This window comes from Nocardioides epinepheli (assembly GCF_037936805.1).
Classification (GTDB): Bacteria; Actinomycetota; Actinomycetes; order Propionibacteriales; family Nocardioidaceae; genus Nocardioides.
The window spans coordinates 638,657-654,192 of the sequence record NZ_JBBMMC010000001.1 but is presented as its reverse complement, the minus strand read 5'-3'; the positions used below and the strand labels follow the sequence as shown (position 1 = coordinate 654,192).

At 71.4% G+C, this 15,536-nt stretch carries 13 protein-coding genes; 6 read left to right on the top strand and 7 right to left on the bottom strand.

All coding sequences use genetic code 11. From position 1 onward, the window contains the following. Positions 1-2 precede the first annotated feature (2 nt). The 3 genes from WMR31_RS03105 (at position 3) to WMR31_RS03095 (ending at position 3,353) form a co-directional block, all read left to right on the top strand. The gene (locus WMR31_RS03105) at positions 3-383 is read left to right on the top strand and encodes a sterol carrier family protein (protein WP_340537301.1); all 381 of its coding nucleotides are present in this window, start codon (positions 3-5) and stop codon (positions 381-383) included. Positions 384-393: 10 nt separating this feature from the next. Continuing rightward, positions 394-1,755, top strand: a complete 1,362-nt coding sequence (locus WMR31_RS03100) for a dipeptidase (RefSeq protein WP_340537300.1) — start codon at positions 394-396, stop codon at positions 1,753-1,755. A 167-nt stretch (positions 1,756-1,922) separates the two neighbouring features. Next, entirely contained in the window at positions 1,923-3,353 is a 1,431-nt protein-coding gene (locus WMR31_RS03095; RefSeq protein WP_340537299.1) for an FAD/NAD(P)-binding protein, read from the top strand. Positions 3,354-3,389: 36 nt separating this feature from the next. On the opposite strand, the gene WMR31_RS03090 is transcribed toward WMR31_RS03095, so the two are convergent. Then, positions 3,390-5,174, bottom strand: a complete 1,785-nt coding sequence (locus WMR31_RS03090) for a sensor histidine kinase (protein WP_340537298.1) — start codon at positions 5,172-5,174, stop codon at positions 3,390-3,392. Positions 5,175-5,304: 130 nt separating this feature from the next. On the opposite strand from WMR31_RS03090, the gene purF reads away from it, so the two are divergent. The 3 genes from purF (at position 5,305) to WMR31_RS03075 (ending at position 8,280) form a co-directional block, all read left to right on the top strand. After that, entirely contained in the window at positions 5,305-6,840 is a 1,536-nt protein-coding gene (gene purF / locus WMR31_RS03085) for an amidophosphoribosyltransferase (RefSeq protein WP_340537374.1), read from the top strand. Between the two features lie 39 nt (positions 6,841-6,879). Then, complete coding sequence (gene purM / locus WMR31_RS03080; RefSeq protein ID WP_340537297.1) at positions 6,880-7,947, top strand: phosphoribosylformylglycinamidine cyclo-ligase; 1,068 nt, start codon at positions 6,880-6,882, stop codon at positions 7,945-7,947. Between the two features lie 156 nt (positions 7,948-8,103). Further along, the gene (locus tag WMR31_RS03075; protein ID WP_340537296.1) at positions 8,104-8,280 is read left to right on the top strand and encodes a DUF3073 domain-containing protein; all 177 of its coding nucleotides are present in this window, start codon (positions 8,104-8,106) and stop codon (positions 8,278-8,280) included. A 72-nt stretch (positions 8,281-8,352) separates the two neighbouring features. Here WMR31_RS03075 and WMR31_RS03070 read toward each other — a convergent pair whose 3' ends face one another. From WMR31_RS03070 to WMR31_RS03045, 6 genes are all read right to left on the bottom strand, one after another. Then, positions 8,353-9,471 (bottom strand): Glu/Leu/Phe/Val family dehydrogenase, encoded by a 1,119-nt coding sequence (locus tag WMR31_RS03070; protein ID WP_340537295.1) that lies wholly within the window; start codon positions 9,469-9,471, stop codon positions 8,353-8,355. Positions 9,472-10,158: 687 nt separating this feature from the next. Next, entirely contained in the window at positions 10,159-10,437 is a 279-nt protein-coding gene (locus WMR31_RS03065; RefSeq protein ID WP_340537294.1) for an HU family DNA-binding protein, read from the bottom strand. A gap of 386 nt (positions 10,438-10,823) precedes the next feature. Next, entirely contained in the window at positions 10,824-12,119 is a 1,296-nt protein-coding gene (locus WMR31_RS03060; RefSeq protein WP_340537293.1) for a hypothetical protein, read from the bottom strand. 17 nt (positions 12,120-12,136) lie between these two features. Next, positions 12,137-12,742 carry an META domain-containing protein gene (locus tag WMR31_RS03055; RefSeq protein ID WP_340537292.1) on the bottom strand — a complete coding sequence of 202 codons (606 nt, stop codon included), beginning with the start codon at positions 12,740-12,742 and terminating at the stop codon, positions 12,137-12,139. After that, positions 12,739-13,245: a SigE family RNA polymerase sigma factor gene (locus tag WMR31_RS03050; protein ID WP_340537291.1), complete on the bottom strand. Its 507-nt coding sequence runs from the start codon at positions 13,243-13,245 to the stop codon at positions 12,739-12,741. The genes WMR31_RS03055 and WMR31_RS03050 overlap by 4 nt, the downstream gene beginning before the upstream one ends. Before the next feature lie 130 nt (positions 13,246-13,375). Next, complete coding sequence (locus WMR31_RS03045; RefSeq protein ID WP_340537290.1) at positions 13,376-15,316, bottom strand: LTA synthase family protein; 1,941 nt, start codon at positions 15,314-15,316, stop codon at positions 13,376-13,378. Between the last annotated feature and the right edge of the window lie 220 nt (positions 15,317-15,536).

Here is a 15,536-nt window from a genome sequence, read left to right as displayed (position 1 = left end):
ACGTGCCTGCCCGCCTGCGTCCCGCCGATCCCGCCGAGGTGCGCGAGGCGCACGCACGGCTCGCGGACGACACCGCGACCCGCGCCGACCTCAAGCTGCTGGTCAAGCACTATCTGGCGCTCCTCGAGGCACGAGCGCCGGGGCACTCGGTCGAGGTGCGGGTCCCGCCCTTCGCCGCCGTCCAGGTGATCGAGGGCGTGCGGCACACCCGCGGCACGCCGCCCGCAGTGGTCGAGACCGACGCCCGGACCTGGATCGCCCTGGCCGTCGGCGAGCTCACCTGGCCCGACGCCCTCGACGCCGCGCGGGCGAGCGCATCGGGGGAGCGCACCGACCTCGCGCCGTACCTGCCGCTTTCTGGCGGAGCCGTCGCGGGCCGATAGGTTTGCGAGCATGAGCATCGACAGCAGCGCCATCAGGGACCGCGTCACCGAACTGCTTCCGGGCATCCGGAGCGATCTTGAGGATCTGGTGCGGATCGAGTCGGTCAGCGCCGATCCGGAGCGTGCCGCCGAGGTGCAGCGCAGTGCGGAGGCGGTGGCCGACCTGTTCCGGGCCGAGGGGTTCGCGAGCGTCGACATCGTCGCCGCCGACGGCGGCGGGCCTGCGGTCATCGCGCACAAGCCCGGCCCGGAGGGCGCCCCGACGGTGCTGCTCTACGCCCACCACGACGTCCAGCCGGAGAACGACCACGCCGATTGGGACAGCCCGCCGTTCGAGCCCACCGAGCGCGACAGTGCGCACGGGCCGCGGCTCTACGCGCGTGGCGCCGCCGACGACAAGGCCGGCATCGCCGCCCACCTCGGTGCCCTGCGGGTCTTCGGCGACGACCTGCCGGTGAGCGTCACGATGTTCATCGAGGGCGAGGAGGAGGTCGGCTCCGACACGCTTCCCGAGCTGCTCGCCGAGCACAAGGAGGCCCTGCGCGCCGACGTGATCGTGATCGCCGACTCCGGAAACTGGGACATCGGCGTCCCGGCTCTCACCACCAGCCTGCGCGGGCTGGTGCGCGTCGACGTCGAGGTCCGCACGCTCACCCATGCCGTCCACTCGGGCATGTGGGGCGGCCTGGTGCCCGACGCGATCATGACGCTCGCCCGGCTGCTGTCCTCCCTGTACGACGACGACGGCGGACTCGCGATCGAGGGCCTGCACAGCGGCCCGGCGGCCGACGTCGAGTACCCCGAGGAGCGGTTGCGCGCCGAGAGCGGTGCGGCGCCGGGCGTCGAGTGGGTCGGCCACGGCCCCGTCGTCGAGCGCCTGTGGACCCAGCCGTCGCTCACCATCACCGGGCTCGACGCCCCCAAGGTCGCCGGCGCGAGCAACACCCTCACCCCTGCTGCACGAGCCCGGCTGAGCCTGCGCATCGCCCCCGGCGACACCACCGAGAACGCCCTGGCCCGGCTCACCGAGCAGCTCGAGCGCAACGTCCCGTGGGGGGCCCAGCTCACGATCACGACCGTCGACACCGGCGAGGCCACCTCGATCGAGGCCACCGGCCCTGCCTACGACGCCGCACGCGCGGCGTTCACCGAGGCGTGGGACGGCACCGAGCCGGTCGACATGGGCGTGGGCGGCTCGATCCCGTTCATCGCCGAGTTCCTCGAGGCGTTCCCCGAGGCCAGCGTCCTGGTCACCGGCGTCGAGGACCCCGACACCCGCGCCCACGGCGCCAACGAGGGCCTGCACCTGGCCGAGTTCGAGAAGGTCGTGCTCGCCGAGGCGTTCTTGCTGCGCAACCTCGGCGACCAGTAGGCGTCCGCGAGCTCCCTGACGACGTGGGGCCGGCCGGCTGATCGATCGCCGGCCGGTCCCGTCTTTCTTCCCGCCGTGGTCCTCGCCGGCGACCGGTGAGCAAGAACACCGTGTGGAGCGGGCCGGTCGATACCGAACTTTCTATACTTGGTCGCTACAGTTAGGGCATGTCAGTCGTGCACGTCGATTCCCCTCCCCCCGCCGACGCCGCCGGGCGGGCCGCGCCCGGTCATCGCACGGCCATCATCGGGGGCGGGGCGAGCGGCGTCCTCACCGCGATCCAGCTCCTCGCGGGCTCCGACGACCCGGAGCTGCGAGTCGAGATCCACGAGACCACGGGCATCGTCGGCCGCGGCATCGCCTACGGCACCAACGACCCCCACCACCTGCTCAACGTGCGCTCGCGTCACATGAGCGCCTTCGCCGACATCCCCTCCGACCTCATCGACTGGGCGCGCGCCACCGGACGCAGCCACGACCCGCAGGCGTTCCTTCCCCGGCTCGACTTCGCCACCTATCTCCAGGACCGGCTCGCCGGCGTGCTCCGCACCGGCGGCCACCGGCTCAGCATCCGAGCCGGGCGGGTCGAGGACGTCGTCCCGCACGGCTCCGGCTTCGACCTGCACACCCGCGACGTCGTCACCCACGCCGACTCGGTCGTCCTCGCCTACGGCAACCAGCACCCGCGGGCCCTCCAGGTCGACGGCGACCTGCTGCCCGACGCACCCTGGCACCTGCCGAACCCCTGGGACCTGGCCGCCCTGCGCCTGCTCCCGGACGACGCCACGATCGTCGTGGTCGGCACCGGACTGACCGCGGTCGACACCGTCATCACCTTGCTGGAGGAGGGGGCCGCCCGCCGCGTCGTCATGGTCAGCCGGCACGGCCTGCTGCCGCAGCAGCACGTCGCCCAGCAGTCCACAGCCTGGGTCCAGCCGGTCCCGGAGGGCGAGCTCACCGCCGACCTGCTGGCCGCTCACGTGCGCGACCAGGTGGCGGCCGCGGCGGCTCAGGGCGTCGGCTGGCGCGCGGTCGTGGACGGCCTGCGGTCGGCGACGACGTCGTTGTGGCGCCGGCTGCCGCTGGCCGAGCGGCGGCGCTTCCTCGACGTCTACGCGCGCGAGTGGGAGATCCACCGGCACCGGATGGCGCCCGAGGTGGCCGACCGGATCCGGGCCTACGCCGACGACGGCAGGCTCAGCGTGCTGGGTGGGGGGCTCGTCTCCATCGCCGACCGCGGCGCCACCTGCCAGGTCCGCGTCGCCGGCGTCGCGACCCCGCTCACCGCCAGCGCGGTGGTCAACTGCACCGGCCCGTCCACCGACATCACCCGCTCCGACGACCCGCTCCTGCTCGCGCTGCGCGAGCGCGGCCTGGTCCGCCCTGACCCCCTGCTCCTAGGCATCGACACCACGGAGAACGGCGCTCTCCTCGGCGACGACGGCGTCGTCCCGGGTCTGTTCGCGGTGGGCCCCCCGCGCAAGGGCACCTTGTGGGAGTCGACGGCGATCCCCGAGATCCGCTCGCAGGCCGCCGAGGTGGCCCAGGGCATCCTCGCCCTCGCCGCCCGTGGTCGCGCTGGGGCGGCGCACACCTGAGCCGACCCACCTCGCACCCGAGTGGTGGCCCTGCCGTCAGTCGGTGGCGGGGCGGGGGAGGACGACGCGGAAGGTGCTGCCGTGATGCAGCCGGGACTCGACCTCGATCCGGCCGCGGTTGCGTTCGATCATCCGTGAGCTGATCGTCAGGCCCAGGCCCGTCCCGGGCTGGGCCAGGGCTCGGGGGTTGGTGGAACGGAAGAACTCCGTGAACAGGTGCTGCTGGTCCTCGGGGGAGATCCCGATGCCGGCGTCGCTCACCGCGATCTCGACGTGGTCGGGGCCCTCGTCGACACTGACGGTCACCTGGCCGCCGCGCGGGCTGTACTTCACCGCGTTGCTCACCAGGTTGGTGAGCACGCGGTCGAGGTCGAACGGCGAGCAGCAGACCAGCACCGGATGCTCGGGCGCCCTGACCTGGAGGTCGAGATCGCGGCGGGCCGCGGCCCGCATCAGCTCGACGGCGTCCTCGACCACCGGGCGCACGTCGAGCAGGGACGTGGGCACGGTGGCCTCGGGGTCCTCGACCTCGGAGAGCACGAGCAGGTCGTCGACCAGCCGGCCCATCCGGCGCGTCGCCCGGTCCAGCGCGCCGAGCGAGAGCTGCCCGGTGCCGGTGATCCCCGGATCGCTCTCGAGCATCTCGACGTAGCCCGAGATCGCCGCCAACGGGTTCTTCAGCTCATGGGAGACCATCGAGAGCACCTGCGACTTGTAGGCCGCGAGCCGGCGCAGCTCGGCGACCAGGCGCTGCTCGCGGGCAAGGGTGCGCGAGTGCACCACGACCTGACCGATGTCGCGCGCGATGTCCAGGATCCCGGCCCGCTCGTCGGAGCTCCACGCCATGGCGGGGTCCTTGCGACCGAACAGCAGGTGCCCGATGCTCGCGTGAGCGGCGCCGAGCGGGACGAGCATCGAGGTGCTCATCCCGAGCAGCGTGTGGGCCTCGATGAGCCGGGCGTTGGTCTCGGCGTCGACGAACCGGCCGTGCGCCAGGTCGGCGCCGATCACCAGCACCTCTTGTTCGTCCCAGCAACGCCGCGCGGTCGTCCGGATCGCCTCGGCCAGCTCCGCCGGGAGGCCGGTCGGGGGCGATCCCGCCTCGGGCAGCTCGGCGGGCTCGGTGGTCGCGTAGGTGCGGATCTCCAGGTAGTCGGCGCGGAAGGCCTCCAGGAGCGGGTAGCGGCAGTCGTCGAGCACGCTCTCGACGTCGTCGAGGGACGTCGCGAAGCGCACCACCCGGCGCGCGGCCTCGGCCAGCCGGATCCGCTCGGCCAGCTCCTCGCGCTCGACGGCGAGCCGCAAGGTGCGCTCGGCCTGCGCGGCGTAGCGCTCCATGAGGTGCCGTTGATGCAGGTCGGGACGTCGCCCCGAGGTGGGCACGTCGATCGAGAGCAGCCCGATCAGGCTGCCTGAGTCGGCGTACAGGGGAGCGATCAGCAGGTCGAGGGGGTGCCAGGCGTCCTCGGCGTCGATGGGCACGATGTCGGGGATCCACCACCCCGCCGCGGGGTCGACGTCCGGGCCGAGCCGCTCGTGCGGCACGAAGAGGAACCTGCCCCAGTCGTCGGCGCGCTCGAACTCCGGGGCGACCACCGACATGGGTGTCGCGACGCCGATCATCGCCGACGTGGCCCCGCTGCGCCCCTCGACGGCGACCGAGAACATCGACTCGCCGCGCACGACGCTGATGATCGCGATCTCGAAGCCCACCATCTCGGCCACCGAGGACGCCACGAGGGCCAGCGCCTCGCGTGATCCGGCATCGGACCAGGTGGAGACGTCGATCGGGGCGCGATTGCGTGGGGGGGCGTTCGACACGGGATGGCCTAGGAGTGGGAAGCGTGTGCCTCAGCCTAAGACCGCGCGGGGGCGATGTCCGCGAGTTGGCGCAAGAGCCCACGGTGCGGCCGATCGGGCTCTGCGATCTAGAATGGTGGCCGTGCCCTACATGAGCAGTCGTGGCCCACGTCCCGGCGGTGATGGCAGGCTCACCGCGGCGCTGGATCCCCACGAGCAGGGACCCCAGGACGCCTGCGGTGTCTTCGGAGTCTGGGCCCCCGGCGAGGACGTCGCCAAGCTGACCTACTTCGGCCTCTACGCCCTCCAGCACCGCGGGCAGGAGTCGGCGGGCATCGCGGTGAGCAACGGCCGCCAGATCCTGGTCTACAAGGACATGGGCCTGGTCTCCCAGGTCTTCGACGAGACCACGCTCGCCTCCTTGCAGGGACATCTCGCGATCGGCCACACCCGGTACTCCACCACCGGCGCCAGCACCTGGCAGAACGCCCAGCCGACCTTCCGGCCGACCGCGGACGGCTCGATCGCGCTGGCCCACAACGGCAACCTCATCAACACCCACGAGCTGCGCGAGCTGGTCGAGGCGCTCCCGGGCCCCGACGACGAGCTCGACCTGCGGGCCCGCCCGGTCGAGACCTCGACCAACGACACCGGCCTGGTCACCGCGCTGCTGGCCCACCACCCCGACACCTCCCTGGAGCAGCGCGCCCTGGAGGTGCTGCCGCTGCTGAAGGGGGCGTTCTGCTTCGTCTGGATGAACGAGGACACCCTGTACGCCGCCCGCGACCCGCAGGGCATCCGGCCGCTGGTGCTGGGCCGCCTCGAGCGCGGCTGGGTCGTGGCGAGCGAGGACGCCGCACTGGCGACGATCGGGGCGAGCGTCGTGCGCGAGATCGAGCCTGGCGAGATGGTCGTGATCGACGAGAACGGACTGCGCTCTCACAAGTTCGCCGAGCCCGAGCGCAAGGGCTGCGTCTTCGAGTACGTCTACCTCGCGCGTCCCGACGCCACCATCAACGGCCGCAGCGTGCACGAGTCGCGCGTCGAGATGGGCCGCCAGCTGGCCCGGGAGTACCCGGTCGAGGCCGACCTGGTCATCCCGGTGCCCGAGTCGGGCACCCCGGCGGCGGCCGGCTACGCCGAGGAGAGCGGCATCCCGTTCGGACAGGGCTTCGTGAAGAACGCCTACGTCGGACGCACCTTCATCCAGCCGAGTCAGACCCTGCGCCAGCTCGGCATCCGGCTCAAGCTCAACGCGCTGGACCACATGATCCGCGGCAAGCGCGTCGTCGTCGTCGACGACTCCATCGTGCGCGGCAACACCCAGCGGGCCCAGGTGCGGATGCTGCGCGAGGCCGGCGCCGCCGAGGTGCACGTGCGGATCTCGAGCCCGCCGGTTACCTGGCCATGCTTCTACGGGATCGACTTCGCCACGCGCGCCGAGCTGATCGCCAACGGGCTGAGTCCTGAGGAGATCGCTGCCAGCATCGGCGCCGACAGCCTCGGCTACATCTCCCTGGGCGGCATGGTCGATGCCACCGACCAGCCGATCAGCCAGCTGTGCACCGCCTGCTTCACCGGCGAGTACCCGGTGGAGCTGCCCGACGAGAGCCTCCTGGGGAAGCACCTGCTCGAGGCTTCGATGAGCGCGACCGACAAGGCGCTCCCCGTCCTCAACAACCCCTGAGTCCACACCCGAGTCCATCCCGACGCCGAACGGAACGACGTGACCCAGCAGCAGAACGCCTACGCCCGCGCCGGCGTCGACATCGAGGCAGCCGACACCGCGATCGAGCTGATGCGGGGATCGGTGGGCCGGGCCACGCGCCCGGAGGTGATCGGCGGGCTCGGAGGCTTCGCGGGGCTCTTCGACGCCTCCGCCCTCACCGGCTACACGCGGCCGCTCCTGGCCACCTCCACCGACGGCGTCGGCACCAAGGTCGCGATCGCCCAGGCGCTCGACAAGCACGACACGATCGGCTTCGACCTGGTCGGCATGGTCGTCGACGACCTGGTCGTGTGCGGCGCCGAGCCGCTGTTCATGACCGACTACATCGCCACCGGGTCGGTGATCCCCGAGCGGATCGCGGCCATCGTCAAGGGCATCGCCGATGCCTGCATCGAGGCCGGCTGCGCGCTGGTGGGCGGCGAGACTGCCGAGCACCCCGGCCTGCTCGGCCCCGACGAGTACGACATCGCGGGAGCGGCCACCGGCGTCGTCGAGGCCGACCGGCTGCTCGGCCCGGGCCGGGTCCGCCCCGGAGACGCCGTCCTCGCGCTCGCCTCGTCCGGCCTGCACTCCAACGGCTACTCCCTCGTGCGCCACGTGCTGCTCCAGAAGGCCGGCTGGTCGCTGGACCGCGACGTCGCCGAGTTCGGCCGCACGCTGGGGGAGGAGCTCCTCGAGCCCACCCTGGTCTACGCCAAGACCTGTCTCGCGCTCGCCGACGCCGTCGAGGTGCACGCCATGTCGCACGTGACGGGAGGCGGCCTGGCGGCCAACCTGGCGCGGGTGATGCCGGAGGAGCTGCGGGCCACCGTCGAGCGGGCCACCTGGAACCCGCAGCCGGTCTTCGACGTCGTCCGCCAGGTCGGCGCGATCAGCCAGGCCGACCTCGAGGGCACCTTGAACTGCGGGGTCGGGATGGTCGTCGTGCTGCCTCCGGAGTCGGTGCCGGCCGCGCTGGAGCTGCTCTCGGGCCGGGAGGTGCGGGCCTGGGTCGCGGGCGAGATCGACGTCGATCCGGAGCAGTCCGGGACCGTCCGGCTCACCGGTCAGCACCCGAACTGGTAGGCCCGAAGGGCCCGGCGCGGAAAATCGTGGGGGTCGATCACGGTGCCGACGTGCCGGAACAGACACCTAACAGGTAGCGTTACACCCACGAGATCCTGTTGAGAGAGTCCGGGACGCCCGAGGCGCCCGGCCAAGTGTGCGAGGGGGCTGGACCCTATGGGCCGCGGCCGAGCTAAAGCCAAGCAGACGAAGGTCGCGCGCGACCTGAAGTACCGTACTCACGAGACGGACTTCGGCGCGCTGGCGAAGGAGTTGCACGGCGACTCCGACGCCGCCGACCAGGCGGACGAGCACGACGAGTGGTCGGATTACGCCGACCGCTCGCGCGACTGACGCACCGACCGGACTCCAGGCCGCGGATCGAGTCCGCGGCCTGGAGCGGTCGTGTGTCGTCGTAGGTCGCGCTCAGCGCAGCCAGATACCGCGCAGGCGACCGACGTCGCGCATCCGCTTCTCCGCGAGCCGATCGGCCGCGGTGGCCGGGGCGACGCCGTCGGATGCGGCCAGCTCCAAGACGTCGCGAGTGGTGTCGTAGATGCCGCTGGCGCGCTGCTGCGCGCGCTCGAAGGAGAAGCCCTCGAGCTCGTCGGCGACCTGGATCAGGCCACCGGAGTTGACGCAGTAGTCGGGTGCGTAGACCACGCCCCGGTCGGCGAGCTTCTTCTCGATCCCCGGGTGGGCGAGCTGGTTGTTCGCGGCGCCGCACACGACCTTCGCGGTGAGCTGCTCCACGACGTCGTCGGTGAGGGCTTGGCCGAGCGCGCACGGGGCGTAGACGTCGAGCGGCTGGGCGATGAGTGCCTCGGTGGACTCGACCACCTCGACGGAGGGGTACTCCTCGCGGATGCGGTCCAGGGCCGGCGCCCACACGTCGGTGACCACGACCCGGGCGCCTGCCTCGACGAGGTGGCCGACCAGGTGTCGTCCGACCTTGCCGACCCCCGCCACGCCGACCAGGCGGCCCTCCAGCACGGCGGGATCGGCGTCCTCTCCGCCCCAGGCCGCCTCCGCCGCGGCCAGCATGCCGCGGTAGACGCCGTAGGCGGTGAGCACCGAGCTGTCGCCGGCGCCGCCGTGGGCGACCGTCCGACCCGTGACGTACTGGCACTCGCGGGCGATGTGGTCCATGTCCTCGGAGAACGTGCCGACGTCGCAGGCGGTGTAGTAGCGACCCGACAGCGACTCCACGAACCGGCCGTAGGCGCGCAGCAGCGCCTCGGACTTCAGCGTGTTCGGGTCGCCGATGATGACCGCCTTGCCGCCACCGAGGTCGAGGCCGGCCAGCGCGGCCTTGTAGGACATGCCGCGGGAGAGGTCGAGGACGTCGGCGACGGCGTCGGCCGTGGAGGCGTAGGCGTGGAAGCGGGTACCGCCGAGGGCGGGGCCGAGTGCGGTGGAGTGGATCGCGACGATGGCGCGCAGTCCGCTGGCGGGGTCGTTGCAGAAGACGACCTGCTCGTGCTCGGCGCCGAGCTCGAAGACGTCCTGGTTCGTCGGCGTCGTGACTGGGGTGGCTGATGACATGGGTCGTGTCCGTTCGATCGGTGTGGCGGGCGCAGGGGTGTGGCGTCCTGGGGTCATCCGCAGGGGTGGCGCGGATGCCCTCCACCCTAATCGTGACCCACCTCATACGCCGAAGCCCGACGCGCGATCGCCCGTCGCAGCTCCTGCGGCCGGAGGTTGAGCAAGCGAGCGTCAGCGAGCGCTCGTTGATTGATCGAACCCCGGCAACCGTGGCTGCCAACGTTGGCGAGGTCGGTTGCGAGGTTTCGTCGGCGCCGGACGAGTTCGTTCCTCACTCGTCCGGCTTGCTCAACCTCCGGGGAGTCGGCCTGCGGCCGGAGGTTGAGCAAGCGAGCGCAAGCGAGCGCTCGTTGATTGATCGAACCCCGGCAACCGTCGCTGCCAACGTTGGCGAGGTCGGTTGCGAGGTTTCGTCGGCGCCGGACGAGTTCGTTCCTCACTCGTCCGGCTTGCTCAACCTCCGGGGAGTCGGCCTGCGGCCGGAGGTTGAGCAAGCGAGCGCAAGCGAGCGCCGACGAAACCCCGGCTACCGGCGCCGGTCGGGCTCGCTCCTCGCCCCCCGGCCTGCTCAACCTCAGAGGACTGGCGCGGTTTCGTCTGGCCTCCACGAGCAGCGAGGCCGGCCCCGCGGATGCGGGACCGGCCTCGGTGGTCGTGCGTCGGGACGGCTGGGCCGTCGAGCGATGGTCAGCTCGGCGAAACGGCCTTCTTCAGCGCGGCGCCGGCCTTGAAGGCCGGGGCGACGCTGGCGGCGATGTCGATGGTCTCGCCGGTCTGCGGGTTGCGGCCCTGGCGGGCGGCGCGCTCACGGGTCTCGAAGGTGCCGAAGCCGGGGAGGGTGACCTTGTCGCCCTTGGCCAGCGCGCCGGTGATGGCGTCGAGCACGGCGGAGAGCGCCTGGTCGGCCTGGGCGCCGCTGAGGCCGGTCTCGGTAGCGATGGCCTCACGGAGCTCGGTGCGGTTCATGAAGTTGTCTCATCCTCTCGGGTGGTGGTCAGGGGTGCGGGTCCCGGGAAGTCAGGGCCGCGCAGCACTCGACCGTAGCGCAGAGGCGGGCGGACCGCCGTCATTGGGGCGCTCATCGGGCCGATCGGCGCGTTTCAGCGTGGTGCCAGCGCGGTGTCAGCGGGGTGTCAGCGGGGTGTCAGCGGGGGAGGTGTGCCTGGAGTGCGAAACAGAGCGCAGTGAGGCACAAGATCGCCACCATGGCGAGGATCGCGACCAGATCCTGGTCCAGACCGCTCCGTCGACGTCCGCTCGGTGTCCGCCGGGACCCGTGGCTCGGGTGGTGATGCGACACGCTCATCTCTAGCTCCCCGAAATCGACAACAACCACTGAGTTAGTAGTCATACTACGCCGAAGCGGGTCGCTGCACCACCAGATCTCCGTGCGTTCCATAGCCGAGCAGCGGACCGCCTGCCGGCGTGCCGTCGAAGCCGATGAGCATCGGCCCCGACGGTGTCGTGATGAGCGTCGGCCACGGGATGTTCGACGGATAGTCCGCGCGGACCGCGCCCTGCTCGACGAAATCGAGATCGAAGACCGGGTACGCCGCGCGTCGGCCGCGTGGGTTGTCGCGCCCGTCCGAGGCGAGAACGCGCCACTGCTCGCCGAGCCGGTGCAGGATCGGGCCCTCGGTGGCTGTGCGGTCCCGTGCTGCCGAGCGCAGGCTCAGCCGGTCGAGATCGGGCCCCGCGGCGAGCGCGGGGTGGAAGGAGAAGAACCGGCGCGCGCTCACGAAGGCGACCAGCCAGCCCTCGGCGGTGCGCACCAGGTGCGGGTCCCACCGGCCGACGGACTCCAGTCCCGCGGTGGGCAGAGCGAGGGGGGTGGTGTCGAGGATCCGGATCCCGTCCGGCGCGGCGGGGCCGCCGAGGCGGGCCAGCGTCGTGGTGACCCGTGGGTGGGTGTGGCGATCGAAGTCGCCCCAGGTGCTGGCCGCGACCAGCCACTCGCCGTCGTCGAGCAGGAGATGACTCGCGTGGTCGCCGAAGACGCCAGGTCGTTCGGGGCGCCGGAAGAACAGATCGGCGCGGTGGGCCAGCTCCAGCGTCTCGGGGTCGAAGGACCACACGGAGTTGTGGGCGCTGCGGAATCCGGCCGGCCCGGCGCTGGTGGCGGTGAGCAGCACCCGGCCGTCGTCGTGGTAGGCCGCACCGTCGGCCCGGGAGACCGCCCTGACGTCACGCAGCCCCAGCTGGCCGAACGTGCCGGCCCGGTCACCGTCTCCGGCGAGGCCGGCGAGCCAGCCCTCGTCGTGGACGTCGGGTGCCGACTCGTGCTGGGTCAGGTCCACGATCGCGCGCGCCGTCCAGGAGGCGCCGGAGCCGGTGCGCACGAAGGCGGTCACCGTGGGCCCGGTAAGGCTCACGGCCAGGCTCGTGACGTCGGAGACCCGGCCGTGGCGGCGGCTCACGTGGCGCGTCGTCCCGGCGGTCGTGGTGATCTCCAGTGCGACCACGCCGCGTTCCCAGGTCGCCCGGAAGACGCTGCTGCCTGAGCTCAAGGAAGCCTGCGCCGCCGGCCCCCGCACGTCGGTCTCGGCGGCGGCGTACGGGGCGCGGGGGAGCGTGCTGCCGGGCTGCACGACCGAGACCGGGCGCAGCCGCGCCGCCTCCGCGAACGCCGGCAGGTCGAGGGCGGACACGCGCCCACGGTAGTGGGTCAGGACGAGGGCTCGAGGACGACGAGGATCATCCAGTTGGCGGCGTGGAGATAGACCTGTCCGTCGGTCACCGACACGTGGCGCACCTTCGCGAGCCGATCGAAGAGGGGTGACTCGTCGCATCCGACCAGGGTCGACTCCAGCCCTTCGAAGCGCAGGTTCTCCCCGACGAGGGTGTACTCGCCGCCGAGCCGGTTGCACTCGGTGGTGCCCTTCACCGAGTCCGCGTCGAAGGTCAGGCGCAACGCGTCTCGCCCGGCATCCGACAGGACCGACCGGCCGCCGGACCCGACCAGTGCGACCACCCGCCACGCCCCCTCCAAGGAGGTGACCTCGTCCGGTCCTCCCGCCGGCTCTGATGCCTGGTCCGGCGCGGACGTGAGCGTGTTGCCGTCTGCGAAGGAGGAGCCGTCGCCGCTCGGTGCCCAGACAGCCACCCCGACGCCGGTCGCGGCGACGGCGGCCACCGCGCCGGCCGCCGCAAGCGCGACCCGGCGACGTCGGGACCGGCGGTGGCGCTCCAGCATCGCGGTGACCGGCGGCGATCCGATCGGGGTGCGGTCGGCCGCCCGTTCGAGGAGGTCGATCAGGTTCTTCTCGGTCATCGCAGATCCCTCAGTTCGACGAGGTCGGGGTCGAGCGCGAGCGCCTTGAGGGCGCGAGACAGCCGGCTCTTGACGGTGCCGGGGGCCACGCCCAGCACGGTGGCCATCTGCTGCTCGCCCAGGTGGGCGTAGTAGCGCAGCACCACGGCCGCGCGTTGGTCGTGGGGGAGCCGGTTCAGCGCTCGGTCGACCGAGGTGGCGTCGTCGACCTGCGCCGTCTCGTCGTCGACGATGCGCTCCGTCAGTTTCTCGGTGGGTCGCTCTCCGGTCCAACGGCGTCGGCGGGCGGAGTAGAAGGCGTTGAGCACCACCCGGTGCACGTAGGCGTCGGGGTCCTCGGCCCGCTCGACCGCCGACCACCTGCGCAGGCACCGCTCGAGCGCGCTCTGCACGACGTCCTCGGCCTCGGCGGGAGAGCAGCCGAGCAGCGCGGCGGTGCGCACCAGGCGCGGCCACCGCGAGGCGACGTACTCGCCGAAGTCGATGCTCGCGTTCCCGCCCACACCTCAAGGACGCTCCAGACCCCCACCCGGGTTCCGACCCTCCCGATTTCCGCTGACCCGTCCGCTATAGCTGACGGGTCAGCGCACTGGCGGGCCCGTTGCCTGTGGATAAGAGGGGTGGGGGAAGTGGTCAGTCGGTCTCGGGGTTGAGCGAGCCGGGCCACATGCGCTCGACGGAGTACCGGTCGCCGATGGAGAAGTCGTACTGCACCAGGCGGGCGTCCTCGAGCAGGCGGCGGGCGCGGGGGCCGAGCTGCTCCTCGGTGACCTGGCGGCCGTCGGGAGTGATGTAGCGGCCCTGCTCCATGGCGCTGATGTGCTTGCGCAGGCGGTTCAGCAGCACGTAGTACGGCGGGATGGGGGCGTCGACGGTGTCGTAGAGCAGCGGCAGGAACTGGCTGGGGCTGGTCTGCGGAAGCTGCTGCTGCGGCGTGCCTTTGCTGTCCCAGATGAAGAACGGCGTGGTGTAGAGCCCGAGGTCGGGGTTCTGGTCGGCGATCGAGGAGTCGTAGATGCCAGGCAGGTGGTCGCCGTAGAAGACGACCACGGTGCGCTCCTTCGACTTCTTCAGGCCGGACAGGAAGTTCGCGACGGCCTCGTCGGTGTAGCTGAGCCCCCGGGCGTACTGGCCGATCCGCTCGGCCTGGTCGCCGTCGACGCCGGTGACCGGGATCGGCTCGCGGTAGTTGCCGTCGACGGGGATGTGGTTCTGCATCGTGACGAGGTTGACCATCAGCGGCTCGTCGGAGTCGGCGATCTGCTTGGAGACCTCGTCGAAGGCCGACTGGTCGGAGATGAACTCGTTGTCGTCGATCCGCTCCTGCTCGGTCATCGTCGTGTCGTGGATGAACCGGTCGAAGCCGAAGGTCTGGTAGACCTTGTCGCGCTTGTAGAACGACGTGAGGTACGGGTGCACCGCGACCGGGTCGTGTCCGTGGGACTTGAACCAGCCGACCGCCGAGGGGTACTGGTCGTAGTCGGCCACCAGCATCTGGTACGGCGTGGTGAGCTGCGGCTCGAAGAGCGCGATCGACTCGCCGGTGAGTGCCTCGAACTCCATGTTCGCGGTGCCGCCCCCGAGCAGCTGCGCCAGCATGGTGCCCGAGGTGCCCTGCTGCATGATCTTGCGGATGTTGGGGATCGGATCGCGTTCGAGCTCGAAGCCCTCGAGCTGGGTCGGGTCGCTGAACGACTCGCTGAGCACGACGACGACGTTCGCGCCGTCGAGGGAGCCGCTTCGGTCGCGGTTGATCCGGGCCGCGGCGCGCTCGTAGCGGGTCGCGAGCGCGTCCATGGTCTCCTCGGAGTAGTTGTCCGGGGTCTGCATCGCCACGGTCGGCATGTTGGAGAGGAACCCACCGACGAAGCCGTTGGCGAGGTAGTTGTTGCGCTGGTTCCACGGCCGCCAACGCTGGCTGTCGCCGACCTCGTAGAGGCCACGCCACGGATTGCCCGGGTCGTTGAACCCGCGGGTGCTCTGGAGCATCCCGATCGCGAGGGTGACGATCAGGGCGCGCACGATCACCGCCGTCCACTGCACGCGCAGGGGCTGGCCGGTCGGCCAGATCCGCGGCATCGGCGGCTCGAAGCGGCGTCCGAGATACCAGGCCAGGACGAGGAGGCCCGCCAGCCCGACGCCGGCGAGGATCAGCATGCCGGTGGAGACCTGGCTCAGGAGGAACTTCGGCTCGCGGAGGAAGTCGACGTCGCTGGGATAGACGGGCTCCGAGCGCAGACCGAGCTTGACCCGGTTCGCGGCCGCGAGGGTGACCGTGCCGACCGCGACGATCCCGAGCGAGAGCACGACCCGGTTGGTGAGCCCGATGAGGACCACCATGATGATCCAGATGACGACGCAGTCCATGACGTAGCTGAGGCCGTCGACGAAGGTCGCGTGCCACCAGTAGGACTCCTCGCCGATGAGACCGGAGAGCTCCAGCGCCAGGGCGCAGGCCATGGCGCCGAGCCAGGAGACCCGGAGCGCCCAGAGCAGGGCCTGCCAGGGCGTCGTGCTCGTCTCGTCGGACGGCGCGGTCGCCTCGACCGGCTCGTCGACGAGCTGCTCCGACACCAGAGAACCTGCTTCCGCGGCTGAGTTGAGTGCCGCGGGCTGCGGCGTGGTGGACGTCCTATCGTAACGATCCGGGCGTCATGAGTTCATCTCCGATGAGACGCCGTGGCAAACGTTCTGGTTCCCGCCAGCGGGGCGCGGTGAGGCATCTCACGCCGCATCTGGTATCGGCCTGCGGCGTCGCGCTGAGCCTGCCGGGTTGGGGCCCGGACGCCCCCGG